Raw genomic sequence first — 20,052 nt, forward strand, 5'->3', positions numbered from 1 at the left:
TTTGTTGTCTAATGCTACCGTAAATTTGAGTTACGATTTAAAACACGTTTTCGCTTGTTCTGACTTTCGCTTATCGCTAAGTTAGGGCTTATAATGGTTTGAATAAAAAGTTTGAAAGGTTAGATAGATATGGCAAATGAATTCGCAGAAGTTCACCAAGACGATTTTATGAAGTTTGGTGCTGAACGTCCTAGTTATTTGGATATTGAAGACGAGCTAATGAAGTTAGGTGGCCACGGTGTGGCGGGAAATACCTTTAAGAAAGAAGCGCTTAAGCTCGCTGGTTGGACAGGTGGCGCGTTAACGACCTATGCATCTCGTCCAATTGTTGCCAAAGATGCGTTTAACCGTATTCGTATGGCTTTGACAAAAGTGAATACTGCAGAAGACCTTAAAGCCTTGCTTACTTCTGAGTAAGGAAGTAATCGCAGTTATTCAGCGTGATAAAAACGGTAAGGTTAGTCTGGCTTACCGTTTTTAATTGTTTTGTACTTATTTCAGACCTTCTTGGTCGGCAATCGCTCGGATTCCATATTCTTCGTCTAAGATTTTTCCGACGATATTCTCACCCGCTAAGTGATGTGCGTATTGCATATGCAAGCATCTAATCTGATCCCAATTCTTGATACCGCCAATTCCTAGCTCTTCGAATAACTTTGTAAATCCTTTTTCTTCAATAATGCTTTTATGCTCTTCAGTCATCGCATCCCAACGACGAGCAATGTAATCCTTATGAGAGTTATGATACGCCTCACGTAGATCGGCATCGTCTTTGATTCTTTGTTCTAACTCTTTTACGACACCTTGGCTTTCAATTCGAGCCAATGCTTTGTCGATAGCGCTGCTGGAGAGCCAATAGAACGTTGGGAAGGGTTGATTAAATACCCAAGTTTCCATTTCTAAAACTTGTGGTACGCCATTTGGAGAGCGGTGAGCAATACGTCGAATTCCACTTGGCGCTCGGCCAAGTTGGCGAGTAATGATTTCAATATCATCGGCACTTAAAGGTGTGGTCATAGTCTTTGTTTGATCGTAGGTAGGTGGGTGCGTTTACGCTAAGAAAGCAGGAAAGCTGGCGGCAAATTTTTGAATCCATTCGGCAGCCGCATCATTATAGTTTAGGCGTCGTCCCTGCGTTTTGGCTTGCCTGCGATAGTGTTCAATTTGAGAAAGTTGCTCAATCATTCTAACGCAAAAACAGTCATCATTGACCGGAAATTCGATAGCAATTCGATATTCGCCTTGTTCTGCGTCACACCAAGCTATACGGCCTGTAACACAAAAGTTAGGGTCGATATCGGCAAGTGTTATTCGAACAGAGCAACCTTGCGAATATTTTTCTGTAACAAGACACGTTATTCCTACAAACCCCATACGGTCAGAGCTCAGCGCGGGAAACGCCTGATCATCAATGACCGATATTTCTAATGGTAGGTCTCTAGGATGTGCAACAAATTCCATCGCAACAAGCCAAATGATTCTTTAATTCGGGTTATGGGCCAAAAGCCAGAGTATTCAAAAATGAAAGCGAATTGTACGCTTTTTGTTCTGGCTGTACAGACGAATTTTAATATTTGTGAGATTAAATACATCACGAATACTTATATTCGAGGTTTAGCAAATTTACAGTTTCTTGAAATAACTTATTCTGGTCAAAATAAGGGAGTTGAAAGCTATCCTTTTTGCTGTTTGACACAGAGTTCTCCTAACTCTTTTAAGCAGGCTTCGATCTTGTTGCTCCAAGGTAACGCATAATTAATCCTTATGTGATGACTGAATTGACGACCTAGGCTAAACACATCGCCAGGTAAAATTCCGATCCCTGATTGAATGGCATCTTCATGTAATGCTAGCGCATTTATAGAATTTGGCAGCGTTATCCATAATAAAAATCCGCCTAATGGTGAAGAAACTTCTGTTTGCTCCGGAAAATACTGCTTTATTGCTTTAATACACTTGCCGAGGTTGTCCTCGTATACGGATGTCGTTTTACGTAAATGTCGGTCATACGCGCCGTTTTCCAAGAAGTTTGCGATTGCTGTTTGCGTCAGGGTTGGTGTGGCAATGGAACTAACGTATGAAAAGTGCTCGATTTTCGACTGATGCAAAGGACTTATTATCCAACCTACCCGAAACCCCGGAGCAATGCTTTTTGAAAATGAACAGCAGTAGGTGATATCTGCATTCGTATTTTCGGCTAGTAACGCTTTGGGTCGATGATCAGAGTAACAAAGCTCACCGTACACATCGTCTTCTATAATCGAGATCGACTTTTCCGTGCTTAATTTTAGTAATTGTTGCCTGTTCTCTGTTGATAAGGTTGCCCCTGTCGGGTTTTGATAATTCGGTGTAACAATGATCGTCTTTATTGTGTGACTTTCTGCTGCTGCTTTAAGTGCCTTTACATCCATCCCTTCATTGTGAGTACAGGGAATTTCAATGGCTTTAAGTTCGAGCAATTCCAGCGCTTGTAAAATGCCGTGATACGTTGGACTTTCAACTGCGACAAAATCACCCGGTTTAGTGAGTGCTTGTAATGAATGGATGATGGCGTTCTGACAGCCTAGGGTAATGAGTATGTCGTCGGGTTGGACTTTGTAGCCAGCATCGAGCATACGAATTGCGATTTGCCTTCGTAAGTGCTCACTGCCTTGTGCTTCTGAGTAGTCTACGCACACTTCAGGCTCCAGCCGCATTAAGCGGCCAACTGAACGTTGTAGTTGTCTAACGGGTAAAAACTGTGTACTGGGTACGGAACTGGAAAACCGCGTTATATCTTCGCCAGCATGTTGTTGCAAAAATGTTTCTATCAGCTGAGCGATGGGTTTATCTGTTTGAGCAAGCGCTTTTTCATTTGATGTACCACTTTCTAGTAGTGTTTCTTGAACGAAATAGCCTTTCTGTGGGCGCGCTTTAATAATCCCACGATCTTCGAGCAAGCTGTACGCTTGTAATATAGTTGCGACACTAACGTGGAGTTGTTTGCTGGATTTACGTACCGATGGGATTTTTGTTCCAGGTGCGAAGATACCGTCTCTCACTTGGAGTTCGATTTGATCCGCAATCTTTTCGTATAAAGGGAGGTCCATATAAAAGTTAAACTATCACAACAGAATCGGAAAATTTACCAGATAAGGGCAAACAAAGAAATGCAGAAAACGAACTCTACGTAGAGGAGAAGCATTCTATAGAGTCACTCATGTGAGAACGAATTCACTTTTGCCCGTCAAAATACACTTCCGTTACAGTACCTCTATGTATCTGAAAACACTAAGAGTAGACGTTTTTATAAATTCTTAAAATGTTGTTCTACACTTTTGGTATGACAAAAACCGATGATGACGTTCCTGCTAGGGCGTTTCAAAGCAGTCGTTTCTATGTCGTTTTGTAAATGCGGAGACCATCATGTCGCTTTTCTTGTCGTCGTCAATTCACCTTATTAACAATATTGGTGATTAAATGACCAAAAGTGTGTTTTAAGGTCGCCTAAGGAAAGGTTCTGTGGCTGTAGGTTAGATAGAATGGCAGATTCGTAAATTGCGTAGTCTATTTTGACAGTATTATATGTAAAAAAATGTAGATTTGACTATAGGGTCAGAATACACTGGGTTTAATGTCAGTTTGGAATGAAGTTCCACATTGTATTTTGGAGTTGCAATACCTAGGAAGGTAATCCAGATAATAAATAATTATAAGTGCTGGTTCGTTTTTTATTCTCCTATGTGCGGGTGCCTATTTAATTTTGCTGGTGCTCCTCACAATACTTCATTTAAGAGGTGTCTATATGTCGTTATCAGTCGTCCAACGGGTGTTGTTAGGTTTTACAGTGCTACTTGCACTTTTATTGACCGTCGCTGCCACTGGATTTTCAGGAATTACAAAGGTCGAACAGCGCCTAGAAAAAGTAACGGGTGAAGTCTCCGAGATCGTATCGTCGAGCAATAAATTGAATGACGAATTATCAAGAGCAAACTCATCGGTACTGCAGTATCTACTTAGTCTAACCCCCGAATCTCTTGATTCAGCTCAGCAAGAATACGCATTGCATCAGGGGCTTTTTCAAAAATCAGTGGCGAATCTAACCACTGTGTTAGCGCACTATCCAGAGCTTCTCTCATTGGTTAGCAATATCAATTCTGAGTCATCAGTCTTTTTTAGCAATGCCGATCTTGCGACTAATAATCATAGAAAAATGCTTTCACTTCACGAAGAAGTTAATGAATCAAAGTTGGATCTTAAAGATTCATTGTCGTTCGCTGCCGAAGACTTAGGTATGTTGGTGGAAGATGGGGAAACTTCCGAAGTTAAATTTGCTGCAACGTATGTTCGCAGTCAGGTTGAGAGCTTAGCCCTTACGATCAGCGATTATTTTGATCACAGTGATCTTGAATATATGCAAGATTTACGTAATCAGATGAATAAAAATGTCACCGCTATGCAAGGGAAGATGCAGTACTTAAATGACGACTCTATTTTAGAGCTAGTCAATGAGATAATTGATGCCGTTTCAAGTGAAGAAGGTGTGATCAATAAAGAATACACCTTTATTAAGTTGGATTTGGAATCCGAAATGATGGCAGCGATGCTTAGTACGAGCATGAAAAAAATGCAATCTCACGTTGAAGCATTGCTTAATAACGCTAAAGCCATTCAAAAACAATCTACAGACGAAGCCTCTGATGCTGCCTCTTTAAGCAAATCCGTTGTCTCTGTGACCGTGGTTGTATCGGTTATTTTGGCCATTGCCGTTGCGCTTTGGGTTAGTCGAAGCATTCGTGTGCCACTTGCTCAAGTTATGAGTGTTCTTGATGTTGTTGCAAAAGGGGATTTTACCTCCCGCATCAAGATCAATACCAAAGATGAGTTTGGTGATTTGGCGAAATGGGTGAATGGTTTAGTTGATCAATTGCGAGAAGTTATGGGGCAAATTGATCAAGCGTCTAATGCAGTTGTGAGTTCCTCAAAAGAAAATTATGACTCCGCGGTTATGACTCAGTCTATGATGAAGCAGCAAAGCGAAAAGACCATGGTTGTCGCTTCTGCTATGACTGAAATGGCTGCAACGGTAAATGAAGTCGCCCAAAATGCGGAGGTAACACTCCATAAAATTCAAGGTGTAGATGAAAGTGCTGCCAATAGTCGTCAAAAGATGGAGCACAATATTAGCGAAGTCGAGAACCTAGTTTCTCAGATTGAATCTTCAACCAATGTTGTTAATCGATTAGACGAACATTCGCAAAATATCGGCCGTATTTTGGAAGTGATTCAAGATATCGCCGAACAAACGAACTTACTTGCGTTAAATGCAGCAATAGAAGCAGCACGTGCAGGTGAGCAAGGGCGAGGATTTGCAGTTGTTGCAGATGAGGTTCGTACATTAGCAACACGTACTCGCGCTTCTACGGAGGAAATTAATACGGTTATTGGGCAATTGCAGCAAGGTGTGAAAGAAACCGTTTCTAGTATGCAAATATGCCGCACTAATGCGTATTCAAGTGTTGAAGAAGCAAGAAATGTGGGGATTGCATTAGTCGATCTCCAAGGGTTAATGAATGAAATTCGAGATCTGAGCACGCAAATAGCGACCGCAGCGGAGCAACAGTCCTCGGTTGCACAAGAAATAAATGAAAGTGTGCATGAAATTGCGGACAGTTCGGAAATGGCATCAGAAGGCGCTGTAAAAGGTCAAGAGTCTTGCCATACCGTTTCAGAACTCGCATCGAGACAAAAAGATTTGCTCGCTCAGTTTAAAATGTAATGCGTGAGATGTTTGCTAGATTGTCAGCATATTTTTCTCCTGTGTGGCTTTTTACTGTAATATAGACACAAAGAAAATTGTCGCGGAGAAAATATATGTCCATTCAAATGGATGACATGATGCCTTATGGGCAGTTTCAGGTAATGGGCGAACATGGTCCTGAGAATGTTGATGTAACAGAATTCTTTTCAGGCAAACGAGTGATTGTTTTTGCAGTGCCAGGGGCCTTCACTCCTACGTGCAGTATCAGCCATTTGCCCGGTTTTGTTGTGCACTATGATGCTTTTAAAGAGAAAGGCATTGATGAGATCATGTGTTTATCTGTGAATGATGTATTCGTTATGGATGCATGGGGTAAAGCAAATAACGCAGAAAACTTGGTGATGGCGGCAGACGGGTTAGCTGAACTAACGACATCGCTTGGTTTAGAGTTGGATATTTCTACCGCTAAGCTTGGTGTACGGAGTCGACGCTATGCCATGCTGGTTGATAATGGCATCGTCAGTAATCTCTGGCTAGAAGAGCCGGGAGAATACAAAATCAGTTCAGCTGAACATGTACTCAGCCAAATTTAAAGATCCGACAAAAGCCGCTTTTTAGCGGCTTTTGTCTTTTTAGAGCGTTGGTTTTTGCTCTACTTTCGATACGCAATTTAGAACCATAATTTTATTCAGACTTGAAAAATTGAGATTTACGACCAAAATCTAAGTAAGACAATAACATACGAGAAGGAGTGCGATTATGCTGTTGGAAGATCGCGTTAATGCTTTAGTGGCTCCGAAAGGAGCGTTGGAAATACTTTCTCAAGATGAGATTACTCGATTGTCTGTAGGATCGGGTGCGCTGCATGATCTATTTAGACGTTGTGCTTTGGCCATTCTTAATTGTGGTAGCGACTCAGACGACGCCGCTGCCGTCATGGAAGAATTTAAAGAGTTTGAAATATCCATTGTTCAGCAGGAGCGAGGCGTTAAGCTCCAATTAGACAACGCGCCTGCCAGTGCGTTTGTAGATGGAAAGATGATCAGCAGTGTGCGCGAAATGTTATTTAGTGTACTGCGAGACATTATATTTACTTTTCATGAATACAATTTAGAGCGAAGCCTAGCAACTGCCAGTTCGGACAAAATTACCAACGTTGTATTTGAATTGCTGCGTAATGCAAACGTATTTAGACGAATACGCACACCGGATATGGTTGTATGTTGGGGAGGGCACTCAATTGCGCGTCATGAATACGATTATACGAAGAAAGTAGGACATGAGTTAGGGCTGCGAGAACTAAATATTTGTACTGGATGCGGCCCAGGCGCGATGAAAGGGCCGATGAAAGGTGCGGCGATAGCGCACGCTAAGCAACGCATTACTGACGGAGTTTATCTTGGGTTGACCGAGCCCGGCATCATTGCAGCGGAATCGCCTAATCCGATTGTGAATCAACTCGTTATTATGCCTGATATCGAAAAAAGGTTAGAAGCTTTCGTTCGTACTGGCCACGGTATTGTTGTCTTTCCGGGTGGAGCAGGAACGGCCGAAGAGATTCTGTATATTCTTGGTATTTTAATGCACCCTGAAAACAAGGATATTCCTTTCCCTCTCGTCTTTACTGGTCCAAAAGAGAGTGCCGCGTATTTCGAGCAAATTCACGCATTCTTAGGAAATGTGTTAGGTGAAGAAGCACAGGCCAAATATCAAATTGTGATCGACAATGAAATGGAAGTCGCACAGATTATGAAAGAAGGGATGGAAGAAGTTCGTCAGTATCGCAAACAATTCCATGATGCGTTCTATTACAATTGGATGTTGCACATTCCTGAAGAGTTTCAGCATCCATTTGAGCCAACACATGAAAATGTAAGAGAGCTTAATCTTCATTATGATCAGGAAAAACATTTGTTGGCAGCGGATTTACGTCGTGCTTTCTCAACGATTGTTGCTGGTAATGTGAAAGCACAAGGGGTGCAGTATATTAAGGAGAATGGCCCGTTTGAAATCCACGGCGACAAAAAGTTACTTAAAAAGCTGGATGCGCTTCTAGAAGCATTTGTGGTGCAGCAACGTATGAAGCTGCCTGGTAGTGCGTATGTTCCGTGTTATAAAGTACTTGCTGATGAATAGTGAATCGTATTTGTTTGGATAGAAAAAGGGGCGTGTGCCACATATTGTTGAAATATAGGTACCACGCCCCTTTTGTATGGGCTGTCAGATTAAACGCTTACTATTGAGGTTTTAAATACTCGCTTAGAAACGAGTCAAAGTCGACCTGATCCGATTTTTCGATTTCCTGTTGCTTTAGAAGAGAGCTTGTTGCTTTCTCTTCAAATTGACTCAGTATGTCGGCAGAAGGAGGGTTGCTTAGCCAGATTGATTGCTGACTTTGTCCAATTTTTTCCATGGCTGCCTGATAGCTGCCTTCTTGGAAAATGGATGTAAGTAGCTTAGCTGATGGCAAAAGTTTTGGATTTTCAAGTTTTGCTTTTTGTTCTTCAATTGCTCGAGTGTAGTGTGTGTTGCCTGTTTTTCGGGTTAAAAACTCTGCAACCTGTAAAAGCTCATCTAATAAACTTGATAACTGTGAATGCAATGTTCGAGGGCCGTGTCCGAAATCGAATTCGTAATTCAAATTTTGACCGTGCTTTGCAATTAACTGCTGAGTAGTGCGTAATCGAGCACATTCATCGCCAGTGAGTTTTTCATCGCCGCGTAATGCGCAATATACTAAAAACGTGTCTAGAAAATACAGAGTGTCTTGTGTCATACCAATTGACGACTCTGGGTCTAAATCCATAATGCGTACTTCAATGTACTCTACACCGCGTTTTTGCAATGCTGCGCTAGGATGTTCGCCTGCCATTGTCACCCGTTTAGGACGGATATCGCTGTAATACTCATTCTCGATTTGTAATAAATTACAGCTGAGCTGTTTGTATTCGCCGCCGACCTTTGTTCCAATGTTTTGATACGCTGGATAAGGCGTTTTAAGAGCTTCTTTAATTGTCTGGATATACGTATCGACTTCGTTATAACAGACGTAGAGGCCATCCTGCGCCTTGTTTTGATAACCTAAATCACTCATTCTAAGAGAGGTCGATTCTTTTCCTGTCCATGTCTTCTCGTTCAATTCATCAAGGTCGTCAGGCTTCTTGTCTAAAAAACTAGTGTCTACGGCAGGGGAAGCGCCGAATAGCACGGACAAGGCCCAAGAACTTCTTCTGAAATTTCTAATTAGCGCGAAGTATTGAGAGGATTTAAACTCTTTAAGAGCGCCTTCTTGCGATATATCAGCTTGTTTATAGTCGGCTAAATAACGCCAAAACGCATCATCAAATGAGAAGTTATAATGCATTCCCGCAATACATTGCATGATACGTCCATACCGATTCGATAAGCCTTCTCGATATACTCTTTTTAGCTTACCGGTATTTGATTCACCAAAGTACGCAATGGGAACTTCTGAATTGTCTGACAGGTTGCATGGCATGCTGCCGGGCCATAAATATTCATTTTGCTTTGCGAGCGTGTACTGTGTGAAGTGGTGAATGGACTCAAGTTCACTGATTACACCTTCTACACTGGGATGGACGCCCGTTATAAATTCCATCAGTGCTTCAGAGTAGTCTGTAGTGACTGAATCGTGAGTCAGTGCTGCCCCCAGCTTTTCAGGGTGTGGATGCTGGGAAATTCTTCCATTTTCGGCATTTACTCTCAATGCTTCGCGCTCTACTCCGCGATGAAATTGAATCGCCGATAGATCATTATTTGTAAGATGGGTCGATAAAGCTTCTAAAGCATCGGTTAATTTGGTCAAGGAACAATCCTTCCCATTAGTCGTTTGTAGTTGGCATTGATTGTACTTGGCATGGGAATCGTTCAGCAAGACTTTGACAGCAGGCTTCCTAAATTCCTCACAGATTGCCGTCCAACAACAATATCGGTTCATGGTAGGATATTGTGCATATTAGCGACTAAATGCTACCTCTTAATGCAAGTGAGCAAAATCGATATGTTGAAGAAAACAAAATCCGTATATTGGGCGTTCGCCGTTTTGATATTGGCCATTTTGGCTACCACACTGTTTATACAAGAAAACAATAGAAGTCAGGCAAAAAGTACTCGCCTCGGGGGAGACTTTACTTTAATGACATCGGAAGGAACGGTTTCTCTAAGTGATTTTCCAGATAAAATGAAGTTAGTGTTTTTTGGCTACACTCATTGCCCAGATATTTGTCCTTTGACGCTGGCAAATGTGAAAGTTGCTTTGAAACAGCTCCCCGATAATCTACGAAGCCAAATACAAACCATTTTTATCAGCGTTGACCCTAAGCGAGATACACCAGAACATCTCTCACAATATGTTCGTTTCTTTGATCCACATTTTATAGGTGCGACCGATACTCAGGAAAACATCGATAAGGTGGTGAAGCAATACGGCGCATTTTACCGCTTTGTGGATATGCCAGACTCGTCAATGGGCTATTCGGTTGATCACAGCGCCCAACTGTATCTAATTGGTAAGGACAACCAAATTAAAGAGTATCTGTTCCATGATTCTTCGTCTGAAGAGATTGCCGAGATTTTGAAAACGGCGCTTGCGGGTTAAGTAATAACCAAGTTTTAGTAAGATAATTAAGCGCTGGATTAAATCGATAATTCAGCGCTTAATTTTTATCCATAGATTGGAACGAAGAGAGTTTAAAGTCTCATCTCAATTCCAGCAGCCTGCATGGTTTCTTTTGCTTCTTGAATGGAGTATTCGCCAAAGTGGAAGATGCTCGCTGCAAGTACGGCATCGGCTTTCCCTTCTGTAACGCCGTCGACTAAATGTTGTAGATTTCCGACGCCTCCTGATGCGATAACAGGTACGTGTACAGCGTCGCTAATGGCGCGAGTGACACCAAGATCAAAGCCATTCTTCATGCCGTCACGGTCCATGCTGGTAAGCAGAATTTCACCGGCGCCTAAATCAACCATCTTTTTGGCCCACTCTACGGCGTCAATCCCTGTTGGCTTACGGCCTCCATGGGTAAAGATTTCCCATCGGTCAGTTTCGCCTTCTTCACTGACTTTCTTGGCATCGATTGCAACGACGATACATTGAGAGCCGAAACGCTCTGCGGCTTCTTTTACGAACTCTGGATTGAAGATAGCAGCCGTGTTGATGCTTACTTTATCCGCTCCCGCGTTGAGCATGTTTCGAATATCGTCGCAGGTACGAATGCCGCCGCCGACGGTCAGAGGAATGAAGACCTCTGAGGCAATGGCTTCAACCATGTGTATCGTCGTGCCTCTGTCGTCAGAGCTTGCTGTGATGTCTAAGAAGGTTATCTCATCAGCGCCTTGATCGTTATAGCGCTTTGCTACCTCCACTGGGTCGCCGGCATCTCGAATATCGACAAACTGTACGCCTTTCACAACGCGCCCATTGTCTACATCAAGGCAAGGAATAATACGTTTTGCTAAGCCCATGAATAGGTTCCTAATACGTGTTTTTAGAAAGGTGGCTAAGGTTTTCCATCCCAATGGATGAAGTTCTTGTACAGTTGCAGACCGTCTTTGTGGCTTTTCTCTGGGTGGAACTGGACCGCAAAGACATTATCACGAGCAAGCGCAACACAGAATTCATGCCCGTATTCACAAGTGCCGGCTACTTCTGATGCATGTTCAGGGACCACAAAGTAACTGTGGACGAAGTAGAAACGTGCGCCGGAGTCAATGTCCTTCCAAAGTGGATGATCAATGGTTTGGTTAACTTGATTCCACCCCATGTGAGGAACTTTAAGCTTTTGTCCTGCGTTGTCTTTGTGGTTTTCACCAAAGAACAAGGCATTGCCATCAAAATGGCCTAAGCAGTCAACGCCCTTGTTTTCTTCACTGTGAGACATGAGAGATTGAATGCCTACACAGATCGCCAGAAATGGTTTCTCTCGCATTGCTTTTCGAATAGTGGGAACCAACCCTTGTTTGTGCATTTCGCCAACGCAATCTCGAATAGCGCCAACACCCGGTAGCAGTACGCGATCTGCTGCGTCTATGAGTGCTGGGTCACTGGTGACAATGACCTTTGTTGTGTCATCGGCAGCGTGTTCCAGTGCTTTTGCAACGGAATGAAGATTACCCATTCCATAGTCGATAACGGCAACGGTTGAAGTCGTTTTATTTGTCATATACTTGCCTTATAAACAACCTTTAGTGGACGGCATTTGCCCCGCCATTCTTTCGTCTACTTCTAACGCCATACGCAGTGCGCGACCGAATGCTTTGAAGATAGTTTCTGCTTGGTGATGAGTGTTCTTTCCGCGCAGGTTATCTAAATGTAACGTAACTTGGGCGTGGTTGATAAAACCGTGGAAAAATTCAGAGAACAAATCGACGTCGAAGCCACCCACGCTGCCACGAGTAAAAGGCACATGCATTTCTAGGCCAGGTCTGCCTGAAAAATCGATGACAACGCGAGATAGGGCTTCGTCCAGTGGAACATAAGCGTGTCCGTAGCGACGAATGCCTTTCTTGTCTCCGACTGCTTTATAGAAAGCTTGACCTAATGTAATGCCTAAGTCTTCTACAGTGTGGTGAGCATCGATATGTAAATCACCTACCGCATGAATGTCCAGATCGATCAAACCATGGCGAGCGACTTGATCAAGCATATGATCTAAAAAGGGCACGCCTGTTTCACATTTGAATTCACCGGTTCCATCTAGATTGATGGTGACTTTTATTTGAGTTTCTAAGGTGTTTCGCTCAACGCTGGCAATCCGACTGGACATGTAAGGAGGTCTCCGCTTTCAACCCGCGTGGTTATTCACGACGGACAAATGACAATAAGGAGACATTATAAAGTGCATCTGTCTGCGCTGCTATAAGGTTTTTCATCGCATCCGCCTATGATACGTATTAATCAATCCTAAAATGCTACAATTTGCGCAGTCATTTTGTCTGAGGGTATAAAAGGATGGTTTGGGTTAAGCGCTTGTTGTTCGTGTTGGTATTTCTCTTGGCTCTTGTCCTTGGTGGGATTGGGTACGTATTGATATTTGTAGACCCGAATGATTTTAAAAAAGAGCTTATTTCTCTCGTTGATAAACACGCGAATATTGATCTAAAAATCGATGGCGATATCAGCTGGTCTTTTTTTCCTTGGTTAGGAGTTGAACTTAATGACATCGGCGTGGCGGCGAAAGGCGAATCAACGTTAGCCAAATTCGAAGAGGCTGAGTTTAGGTTGGCTGTGCTGCCTTTATTACAGCAAAAAATTGAAGTAGACACTGTTCGTCTGATTGGCTTGAAGGCTGATCTAGTGATGGATGAAGAGGGAAAGGGCAACTGGCAATTGGGCAGTAAAACGGACAGTCAAAAACAGGCGTCTAATCAATCCTCTACAGCATCTTCTACAGCACTTTCTACAGCAAACATGCCTTCTGAAACTGATGTAGTCACTCCAAATGCAGCCAAAGCCGCTCAGACGCCGTCGGCTTTTACCATTCCAGATATTAATATTGAAAAAATTGAGCTGGTCGATGCCCAAGTACGCTTTGTAGATAAACAAAGTGGTATGGATCTGCTAGCGATGTTTAATACCAACTTAAGTAACGTAAGATGGGGCGACGCGTGGCCGTTGGAGTTTGATATAAAGCTTGAAGGTGTATTGCCAAAAGAGGCGAATGGGAAACAGCAGAGTATCGCGCACAGTTTGTCTTTGGGGGCGGATTTAACTGTTTTTCCTGAGCATCAACGATTGGCTCTATCTGACTTGATTGTAAAGACGCGTACTGAAGCTGCAATGTTGCCTATTTCACCTTTGCTTGCTAATGCCCAAATTCGTCAACTTGAGCTTGATCTCCCACAGGAAAATTTGATTATTGATGGCTTAAGTCTTGATAGCTTAGGTGTTTCATTAGAGTCTCAGATTAAAGTGTTCGAGTTGCTTTCTAAGCCTCAATTTAGTGTAGCGGCGAATGTGGCTGAGTTTTCTCCGCGAGAGTTGTTAAATAAGTTAGCGCTCCCCTTGCCTGAGATGGCAGATGAAACAACGTTATCTGCATTGCAATTGACGCTGAGTCTTGAAGGTGACGCGAATGCTGTGAAAGTTCAACCCATCTCGATGCGACTAGATGAGACGCAACTTGAAGCAAATGCAAGTGTGAAGTTTACGCCACTCTCTTGGAATGTGTCTGTCGCAGGCAAGACGTTGGACTTAGATCGCTACTTACCGCCAAATGTGGAAGGGGATAATAAAACGGATCCAGATAGCACAGAGGCCAGTGGTGAGGAAGTGCAAGAAAGTGATTTAATCCCTGTCGAACTTTTGCGTACACTTAATGGCACAGTGGATTTTTCGTTTGAAAATCTAAAAGCAAAGAATCTCTCAATCGATAAAATTTCAGCGACCAGTGTACAGAGCAACGGGTTGGTAACGCTTAATCCTCTTTTTGTTGGCTTGTATGAAGGCAGAGCCAACCTAAATGCAATGTTAGATGTACGTTCTGATACGCCAAAGATATCGATCTCACCAAATATTGAACATGTTCAAATCTATCCTTTATTAAATGACTTTATGGAACTCGATAAAGTGAAAGGTGCAACGTTTGCGTCAGGTGATCTGCATACCAGTGGTAATCGAATCAGTGAATTAATGAATCAATTAAATGGTGATTTGCTGGTGGAAGTGAAAGATGGCGCTCTGGTAGGTATGAACCTAACGAAATCCGTGTGTGAAGGTATTGCGAGTACGCGTTCTGGTAAAGATGTGAATCAAACCGCTTTTGGTGAAGATACTCCTTTTGAAAGCCTTACTTTTCCTGCTCATGTCGTAAATGGCGTGGTCTCTACTCCTGATTTAAAAATTAAAGCGGTTGGCATACAAGTTACTGGCGATGGTGAAGTTTCGCTACCTGAACAGAATATCCATTATCAGGCTGATGTCAGTATTGTGGGAAGTGATGTGGATCAAGCGTGTCAAATTAAACGCGTCTACCGTTCATTGGCTTTCCCTATCGTTTGTAAAGGCGCGTTTGACAGTGACCCTGCGACGTTATGTCGCCCTGATATCAAAGGGTTTGGTCGACTGTTTGAAAAAGTTGCCAAGACTGAGTTGGATGCGAAACTTGCCGCTGAAAAGCAGAAAGCGAAAGTGAAAATTGCCAAAGAAAAAGCTCGAGCCAAAGAAAAATTGGATGCTGAAAAAGCGAAAGCAAAAGCGGAGTTAGAGGCTAAACTGGCAGAAGAAAAACGAAAAGCGGAAGAAAAGAAGAAAGCTAAGGAAGAAGAGTTAAAACAGAAATTAAAAGATGAATTGAAAAATGGGCTGAAAAGCCTGTTTTAATCAATTTTTTGTACTTTGAGAATGTTTAGAGAGAATTGTGGAAGTCGTAAATACAGTTGAGAATTTTGCTCCTAGAGTACTGGCTTGGTTTGATCTGCATGGTCGAAAAAACCTTCCTTGGCAAAAAAATAAAACGCCTTATCGAGTTTGGATCTCTGAAATTATGTTGCAGCAAACTCAAGTTGCGACAGTGATTCCCTATTATGAAAAATTTATGGAGTCATTTCCGGATGTTTACGCTTTAGCGAATGCTAAGCAGGACGATGTGTTAGCTCACTGGAGCGGGCTTGGTTATTACGCTCGTGCTCGAAATATGCATAAAGCGGCGAACATGCTGGTGGATGAACTTGATGGAGAGTTTCCTGCATCCGTGGAGGGTGTGTGTGAACTGCCCGGTATTGGCCGTTCGACGGCATCCGCTATTTTGTCTATATCGAGAGACGTTCAGGCGGCCATATTGGACGGTAACGTTAAAAGAGTATTGGCTCGATTCCATGCTATTGCGACTTGGCCCGGTGAGAAAAAAACGGAAAACACAATGTGGGATATTGCAGGCTACTATATGCCCAATCAACGTTGTGGAGAATACACTCAGGCAATGATGGACCTTGGGGCAACGCTTTGTACTCGCTCAAAACCAAAATGCCATGAGTGCCCATTAATGGATGATTGTGCTGGTTTTGCTACAGCAGAGCCGACGCAATTTCCAATCTCTAAGCCTAAAAAAGCGGCTAAACCCGTTAAGTCGGCTCAGTTTGTTGTGTTGAAAAGTAGCAGTAAGGTGCTGCTCGAAAAGCGTCCTGCCTCAGGGATTTGGGGTGGTCTGTGGAGCTTGCCGGAGTTCGACAGTGATGCGTCTATTATTCTAGAGGCAGAGCAAAGGTTTCAGTGCGATACCGAATCCGTCACTGTTTTGTCACCTTTTCGTCATACATTTAGTCATTATCATCTTGATATTGCTCCAAGCCTTATTTCGATTGCAAATGGGGTAAGCTTTTGTGTGGATGAATCGGATAAGTACCGCTGGTTTTCAATGGATGAGTCGTTAGAGCTTGGGCTTCCAGCTCCAGTAAGGCGTATCTTAGAGTCTGTTGAAAGAGGCGATACGTTGCTTATTTAGTCTCACAGCTTTAATGAACAAACATCTTTGAATATGCGAATTTTTATCTAGAAAGTGAGGTTGCCCGTGTTGGATGTGTTTTGGCGATTTTTTCTATTAGGTTGTACAAGTTTCGGCGGACCTGCTGCGCATCTTGGGTATTTTCGAAAAGAATTTGTTGAGCGTCTTCGTTGGTGTGACGAACAGCAATATTCTCAATGGGTTGCTCTGAGTCAGGTTATGCCGGGGCCGGGTTCCAGCCAAGTTGGATTTGCCATAGGGGTTAAGCGTGCGGGTCTGTTGGGCGGTATGGCGGCGTTTTTGGGTTTTACCTCTCCTTCGGTTATCGTGATGATTCTTCTCGCTGCACTTGGTAGCAGCTTTATAGCAATTCCCTTTGTCTCTTCGCTCATTACAGCATTAAAGTTATTGGCCATTGTTGTCGTGTTGGATGCCGTTATCAGTATGGCTCGTAGTTTCGTTTCATGTATTCAAACGCGGAGCATTGCGATTGTTGCTTTTGTATTTATATTGGTTTGGCCTTATGGGTATTCTGGGATCATTCTTGTTGCTGTGGCTGGCGTTGTAGGTGCCTTTTTGAAGCTAGAAGCCCCACAAACTTCGTTTAATCTAAGCTCTTCTAGGGTGTTGGGCTTGGCGTCGTTAGCTTTGTTTGTTGTGTTGTTTTTGTGCTCTTTTATATTAACTGATCTCTCTAGTGATCGTTTGGGCGCGTACTTGGCGAACCTCTATCAAGCGGGCGCTTTGGTTTTTGGAGGTGGGCATGTGGTGTTGCCTCTTGTAACAGACGCATTGTCAGGCATTCAAAGTACTGACGACATATTGGTCGGTTACGCTGCCGCTCAGGTTGTTCCCGGACCTATGTTTACGATTGCATCGTATCTTGGTGCTACCGCCGCGCCGGAAGGTGATGTCATTTTATGGGGAATATTAAGCTCTTTGGCGATATTCTTACCGGGGTTGTTGCTTATGTTAGTCGGTACCTACTATTGGCAATACTGGTCAGCCAAAAAAGGGCTGAAAAAGGCGGTTGTAGCGATAAATGCCAGTGTTGTTGGTTTGTTGGCAGCGACTTTAATTGATCCAATTATATTAACGAGTGTAAGTCACTTTTACGATGCCATTGTAGTGTGTGCTGTTTTTATGGCGAGCAGTCGTTTCAAGTGGGCAGTGTGGAAGCTTGTTTTGATATTTTGTGCTTGGGCGGCTCTGCGAATGCTGTTGATTTAGTTCTGCGTATTCCGGATTCTGAATCGTTTTCATCGTTTAATAAAAAAGCGACATAATGAGACTTATGCCGCTTTTTTTAGAGCTTAGAGCTTAGAGCTTAGAGCTCAGAAGCAGGAGTTAAACCGCTTCGGCGATTTGTTTTTTCGCTTCAGCGAAAGCTTCTTCTCCGACTTCTCCCATTGCTTGTCCACCAGCAATGAAGGTCTCTTTGACATTTAAGCCAATGAAGCCAAGGAATGTTTTGATATGAGGCACTTGATGATCCACTGGTGAGTCAGCTAAGAAAGAGCCGCTCGCTGCGAAAATATAAGCGTCTTTATTAAGTAAACCTTCTGGTCCCGTCTCTGTGTACTTGAATGTACGACCAGCACGAGCGACGTAGTCAAAATAAGATTTTAGTGTTGAAGGAATACCAAAGTTGTACATTGGGGCACTTACCGCAACGACATCGGCACTTTCGATTTCTTCAATTAGCTCATCACCAATAGCAACGATGGCTTTTTGCTCATCTGTACGTTCTTCTTCTGCTGTAAATAATGCGCCTAATGTCTCACTTGTAAAATGAGGCAGTGGGTTTGCGTTTACGTCACGGACAACAACTGTGCCGTTAGGATTTTTAATTAACCATTGTTCAACAAAATTGTCAGTTAATTGACGAGATTTAGAAGCGTCGCCTGATGCACTTGAATCGATTCGTAAAAGTGTTGCCATGATCTTCTCCATGTTAATGAATGCTGCGAGTGCAACATGTTTGTCTTTTTCAATGTAAATTATATTAGATTACAAAAAATCGATAATAAAGAGCATTATTTCGACTAAAAATATCGAATTATGCGATATGATCTGACGTCACTATAAGAAGAGTATTTACGATTATGAAAGCACCAAGAGTGACCTTAGAGCAATGGAGAGCGCTTCAGGCTGTTGTTGATAAAGGTGGGTTTGCTCAAGCTGCTGAGGCTTTGCACAAAAGTCAGTCGTCTATTAGCTATACCGTTGCCAAGTTACAGGAGCAATTGGGGTATCCGTTACTGACAATTGAAGGTAGAAAAGCGCAATTGACGGAACGTGGTGAAGTGTTGCTTCGACGATCTAGGCAACTTCTGAAAGAGGCGATTGATCTAGAAGAGCTTGCTCATACTTTGGGGCAGGGGTGGGAACCTGAAATTGAGCTTGTTGTTGATGAAGCATTTCCTACTCCCGCATTGTTGAGAGCGCTTCAAGAGTTTGAACCTCAAAGCCAAGGAACCTTAGTTCAACTTAAAGAAGTTGTGTTGAGTGGTGCCGAAGAAGAGCTAAAGAACGGTTCACCTGATTTGGTATTAACATCGCTGGTTCCAAAAGGTTATCTTGCGGATCCGATTGTTGATGTTGAGATGATTGCGGTTGCGTCTCCTAATCATTTACTCCACAGAGAAAGAGAAGCCATTAATAACGAACGACTCGCAAGGGAACTTCAGGTTGTGATACGAGATTCAGCAACAGAGACTTCCCAAGATGCTGGTTGGCTAGGGTCGAATAGACGTTGGACGGTATCTGGTGTTCAGTCGGCGATTGAAATAGTAGCGAGTGGGATCGGGTTTGCTTGGTTGCCTAAAGCTGATTTACATTCTTTAATTGAAGAAAATGCATTAGCGCCTTTGAATTTGGTGTCGGGAACGGAGCGTAAGTTTCAAATGTTTGCGATTTTTGGAAAAGGCGAAAGAACAGGGCCTGCAACACGCTTATTTGTGGAGCTGCTTCAACATTCATGCAGACGTTGCCCAAAAGCACTTTAATTATTGTTATTAAAGTAACTAGCTTGAAAAGTGGGTCTAAGTTTGTAAAAAACTGAGTTTCCACTCATTTAATTGGATAAAAGGCTGAATAGGTGTGCATAAGGACGTATTCTATACACATAATGTGGAATAGAATTTTTTAAGGTTGTGGATAAAGTGTGTTGCGAAAGGAAAAAAAAGAAACTATCGAGAAAAGAATGGTGGGTCGTACTGGATTCGAACCAGTGACCAATTGATTAAAAGTCAACTGCTCTACCAACTGAGCTAACGACCCATTCTTTTGATATTTAGATATATTCGATGGTCGGAGTAGAGGGATTCGAACCCCCGACATCCTGCTCCCAAAGCAGGCGCGCTACCAGACTGCGCTATACTCCGAATGGCTCCCTGAACTGGACTCGAACCAGTGACCCAATGATTAACAGTCATTTGCTCTACCAACTGAGCTATCAGGGAATTAATCAGAATATGAGGAAATATCAATATTGTATAGTTGGTGGGTCGTACTGGATTCGAACCAGTGACCAATTGATTAAAAGTCAACTGCTCTACCAACTGAGCTAACGACCCAACTATAAAGGTAATGGGGTGGACGATGGGGCTCGAACCCACGACCGATGGAATCACAATCCATAGCTCTACCAACTGAGCTACGCCCACCATATACCAGAAACTTAAAATTAGTGGTCGGAGTAGAGGGATTCGAACCCCCGACATCCTGCTCCCAAAGCAGGCGCGCTACCAGACTGCGCTATACTCCGAATGGCTCCCTGAACTGGACTCGAACCAGTGACCCAATGATTAACAGTCATTTGCTCTACCAACTGAGCTATCAGGGAACAAC

17 protein-coding genes and 7 tRNA genes are annotated in these 20,052 nt (G+C 43.0%); 9 read left to right on the forward strand and 15 right to left on the reverse strand.

Annotation, left to right across the window (positions count from 1 at the left end; genetic code table 11):
- Positions 1–129: 129 nt before the first annotated feature.
- Complete coding sequence (locus tag DFP79_RS16255; RefSeq protein ID WP_133505000.1) at positions 130–417, forward strand: hypothetical protein; 288 nt, start codon at positions 130–132, stop codon at positions 415–417.
- A 75-nt stretch (positions 418–492) separates the two neighbouring features.
- On the opposite strand, the gene DFP79_RS16260 is transcribed toward DFP79_RS16255, so the two are convergent.
- The 3 genes from DFP79_RS16260 to DFP79_RS16270 form a co-directional block, all read right to left on the reverse strand.
- Complete coding sequence (locus DFP79_RS16260; protein ID WP_133505001.1) at positions 493–1,017, reverse strand: DUF501 domain-containing protein; 525 nt, start codon at positions 1,015–1,017, stop codon at positions 493–495.
- A gap of 33 nt (positions 1,018–1,050) precedes the next feature.
- Positions 1,051–1,461 carry an energy transducer TonB gene (locus tag DFP79_RS16265; RefSeq protein ID WP_133505002.1) on the reverse strand — a complete coding sequence of 137 codons (411 nt, stop codon included), beginning with the start codon at positions 1,459–1,461 and terminating at the stop codon, positions 1,051–1,053.
- Positions 1,462–1,673: 212 nt separating this feature from the next.
- Positions 1,674–3,089, reverse strand: a complete 1,416-nt coding sequence (locus DFP79_RS16270; protein ID WP_133505003.1) for an aminotransferase-like domain-containing protein — start codon at positions 3,087–3,089, stop codon at positions 1,674–1,676.
- Between the two features lie 695 nt (positions 3,090–3,784).
- Between DFP79_RS16270 and DFP79_RS16275 the strand changes: the two genes are divergently transcribed.
- The 3 genes from DFP79_RS16275 to ppnN all read left to right on the forward strand — a co-directional run bounded on the left by DFP79_RS16275 (position 3,785) and on the right by ppnN (position 7,876).
- Entirely contained in the window at positions 3,785–5,758 is a 1,974-nt protein-coding gene (locus DFP79_RS16275) for a methyl-accepting chemotaxis protein (RefSeq protein WP_133505004.1), read from the forward strand.
- A gap of 95 nt (positions 5,759–5,853) precedes the next feature.
- Positions 5,854–6,333 carry a peroxiredoxin gene (locus DFP79_RS16280; protein WP_133505005.1) on the forward strand — a complete coding sequence of 160 codons (480 nt, stop codon included), beginning with the start codon at positions 5,854–5,856 and terminating at the stop codon, positions 6,331–6,333.
- A gap of 166 nt (positions 6,334–6,499) precedes the next feature.
- A complete protein-coding gene (gene ppnN, locus DFP79_RS16285; protein ID WP_133505006.1) occupies positions 6,500–7,876 on the forward strand; it encodes a nucleotide 5'-monophosphate nucleosidase PpnN in 1,377 nt (458 codons plus the stop codon).
- 100 nt (positions 7,877–7,976) lie between these two features.
- Here ppnN and gshA read toward each other — a convergent pair whose 3' ends face one another.
- Complete coding sequence (gene gshA / locus DFP79_RS16290; protein ID WP_133505007.1) at positions 7,977–9,566, reverse strand: glutamate--cysteine ligase; 1,590 nt, start codon at positions 9,564–9,566, stop codon at positions 7,977–7,979.
- Positions 9,567–9,761: 195 nt separating this feature from the next.
- Here gshA and DFP79_RS16295 point away from each other — a divergent pair, with 195 nt between their 5' ends.
- Positions 9,762–10,358 carry an SCO family protein gene (locus DFP79_RS16295; RefSeq protein WP_133505008.1) on the forward strand — a complete coding sequence of 199 codons (597 nt, stop codon included), beginning with the start codon at positions 9,762–9,764 and terminating at the stop codon, positions 10,356–10,358.
- Between the two features lie 92 nt (positions 10,359–10,450).
- On the opposite strand, the gene hisF is transcribed toward DFP79_RS16295, so the two are convergent.
- From hisF to hisB, 3 genes are read right to left on the reverse strand one after another with little or no spacing between them, the layout of a single operon-like run.
- Positions 10,451–11,224: an imidazole glycerol phosphate synthase subunit HisF gene (gene hisF / locus DFP79_RS16300; protein ID WP_133505009.1), complete on the reverse strand. Its 774-nt coding sequence runs from the start codon at positions 11,222–11,224 to the stop codon at positions 10,451–10,453.
- A gap of 35 nt (positions 11,225–11,259) precedes the next feature.
- Positions 11,260–11,922 carry an imidazole glycerol phosphate synthase subunit HisH gene (gene hisH / locus DFP79_RS16305; protein WP_133505010.1) on the reverse strand — a complete coding sequence of 221 codons (663 nt, stop codon included), beginning with the start codon at positions 11,920–11,922 and terminating at the stop codon, positions 11,260–11,262.
- A 9-nt stretch (positions 11,923–11,931) separates the two neighbouring features.
- Entirely contained in the window at positions 11,932–12,525 is a 594-nt protein-coding gene (gene hisB / locus DFP79_RS16310) for an imidazoleglycerol-phosphate dehydratase HisB (RefSeq protein ID WP_013659789.1), read from the reverse strand.
- Between the two features lie 185 nt (positions 12,526–12,710).
- Here hisB and DFP79_RS16315 point away from each other — a divergent pair, with 185 nt between their 5' ends.
- From DFP79_RS16315 to chrA, 3 genes are all read left to right on the forward strand, one after another.
- On the forward strand, positions 12,711–15,080 hold the full coding sequence (locus tag DFP79_RS16315; protein ID WP_133505011.1) for an AsmA family protein: 2,370 nt from the start codon (positions 12,711–12,713) through the stop codon (positions 15,078–15,080).
- 37 nt (positions 15,081–15,117) lie between these two features.
- Entirely contained in the window at positions 15,118–16,200 is a 1,083-nt protein-coding gene (mutY, locus tag DFP79_RS16320; protein WP_133505012.1) for an A/G-specific adenine glycosylase, read from the forward strand.
- A gap of 66 nt (positions 16,201–16,266) precedes the next feature.
- Entirely contained in the window at positions 16,267–17,430 is a 1,164-nt protein-coding gene (gene chrA, locus DFP79_RS16325; protein WP_166637722.1) for a chromate efflux transporter, read from the forward strand.
- A gap of 117 nt (positions 17,431–17,547) precedes the next feature.
- Here the strand turns inward: chrA and DFP79_RS16330 are convergent, their stop codons facing one another.
- Positions 17,548–18,141, reverse strand: a complete 594-nt coding sequence (locus DFP79_RS16330) for an FMN-dependent NADH-azoreductase (RefSeq protein ID WP_133505014.1) — start codon at positions 18,139–18,141, stop codon at positions 17,548–17,550.
- 164 nt (positions 18,142–18,305) lie between these two features.
- On the opposite strand from DFP79_RS16330, the gene DFP79_RS16335 reads away from it, so the two are divergent.
- The gene (locus DFP79_RS16335; RefSeq protein WP_133505015.1) at positions 18,306–19,208 is read left to right on the forward strand and encodes a LysR family transcriptional regulator; all 903 of its coding nucleotides are present in this window, start codon (positions 18,306–18,308) and stop codon (positions 19,206–19,208) included.
- Positions 19,209–19,406: 198 nt separating this feature from the next.
- On the opposite strand, the gene DFP79_RS16340 is transcribed toward DFP79_RS16335, so the two are convergent.
- From DFP79_RS16340 to DFP79_RS16370, 7 genes are all read right to left on the reverse strand, one after another.
- Positions 19,407–19,482, reverse strand: a tRNA-Lys gene (locus DFP79_RS16340).
- A gap of 27 nt (positions 19,483–19,509) precedes the next feature.
- Positions 19,510–19,586: transfer RNA gene (locus DFP79_RS16345), tRNA-Pro, on the reverse strand.
- A gap of 2 nt (positions 19,587–19,588) precedes the next feature.
- Positions 19,589–19,664, reverse strand: a tRNA-Asn gene (locus DFP79_RS16350).
- 38 nt (positions 19,665–19,702) lie between these two features.
- Positions 19,703–19,778: transfer RNA gene (locus tag DFP79_RS16355), tRNA-Lys, on the reverse strand.
- 14 nt (positions 19,779–19,792) lie between these two features.
- Positions 19,793–19,868: transfer RNA gene (locus tag DFP79_RS16360), tRNA-His, on the reverse strand.
- 24 nt (positions 19,869–19,892) lie between these two features.
- Positions 19,893–19,969: transfer RNA gene (locus tag DFP79_RS16365), tRNA-Pro, on the reverse strand.
- Between the two features lie 2 nt (positions 19,970–19,971).
- Positions 19,972–20,047, reverse strand: a tRNA-Asn gene (locus DFP79_RS16370).
- Between the last annotated feature and the right edge of the window lie 5 nt (positions 20,048–20,052).

The organism is Marinomonas balearica (genome assembly GCF_004362145.1).
In the GTDB taxonomy this organism is placed as follows: domain Bacteria; phylum Pseudomonadota; class Gammaproteobacteria; order Pseudomonadales; family Marinomonadaceae; genus Marinomonas; species Marinomonas balearica.

Bases quoted from the DNA above. Each gene is read 5' to 3' on its own strand.
- DFP79_RS16255 (WP_133505000.1), top strand. From the start codon at position 130: ATGGCAAATGAATTCGCAGAAGTTCACCAAGACGATTTTATGAAGTTT.
- DFP79_RS16275 (WP_133505004.1), top strand. From the start codon at position 3,785: ATGTCGTTATCAGTCGTCCAACGGGTGTTGTTAGGTTTTACAGTGCTA.
- hisF (WP_133505009.1), bottom strand. From the start codon at position 11,224: ATGGGCTTAGCAAAACGTATTATTCCTTGCCTTGATGTAGACAATGGG.
- DFP79_RS16260 (WP_133505001.1), bottom strand. From the start codon at position 1,017: ATGACCACACCTTTAAGTGCCGATGATATTGAAATCATTACTCGCCAA.
- DFP79_RS16330 (WP_133505014.1), bottom strand. From the start codon at position 18,141: ATGGCAACACTTTTACGAATCGATTCAAGTGCATCAGGCGACGCTTCT.
- DFP79_RS16335 (WP_133505015.1), top strand. From the start codon at position 18,306: ATGAAAGCACCAAGAGTGACCTTAGAGCAATGGAGAGCGCTTCAGGCT.
- hisH (WP_133505010.1), bottom strand. From the start codon at position 11,922: ATGACAAATAAAACGACTTCAACCGTTGCCGTTATCGACTATGGAATG.
- DFP79_RS16270 (WP_133505003.1), bottom strand. From the start codon at position 3,089: ATGGACCTCCCTTTATACGAAAAGATTGCGGATCAAATCGAACTCCAA.
- DFP79_RS16295 (WP_133505008.1), top strand. From the start codon at position 9,762: ATGTTGAAGAAAACAAAATCCGTATATTGGGCGTTCGCCGTTTTGATA.
- DFP79_RS16280 (WP_133505005.1), top strand. From the start codon at position 5,854: ATGTCCATTCAAATGGATGACATGATGCCTTATGGGCAGTTTCAGGTA.
- ppnN (WP_133505006.1), top strand. From the start codon at position 6,500: ATGCTGTTGGAAGATCGCGTTAATGCTTTAGTGGCTCCGAAAGGAGCG.
- DFP79_RS16315 (WP_133505011.1), top strand. From the start codon at position 12,711: ATGGTTTGGGTTAAGCGCTTGTTGTTCGTGTTGGTATTTCTCTTGGCT.
- DFP79_RS16265 (WP_133505002.1), bottom strand. From the start codon at position 1,461: ATGGAATTTGTTGCACATCCTAGAGACCTACCATTAGAAATATCGGTC.
- hisB (WP_013659789.1), bottom strand. From the start codon at position 12,525: ATGTCCAGTCGGATTGCCAGCGTTGAGCGAAACACCTTAGAAACTCAA.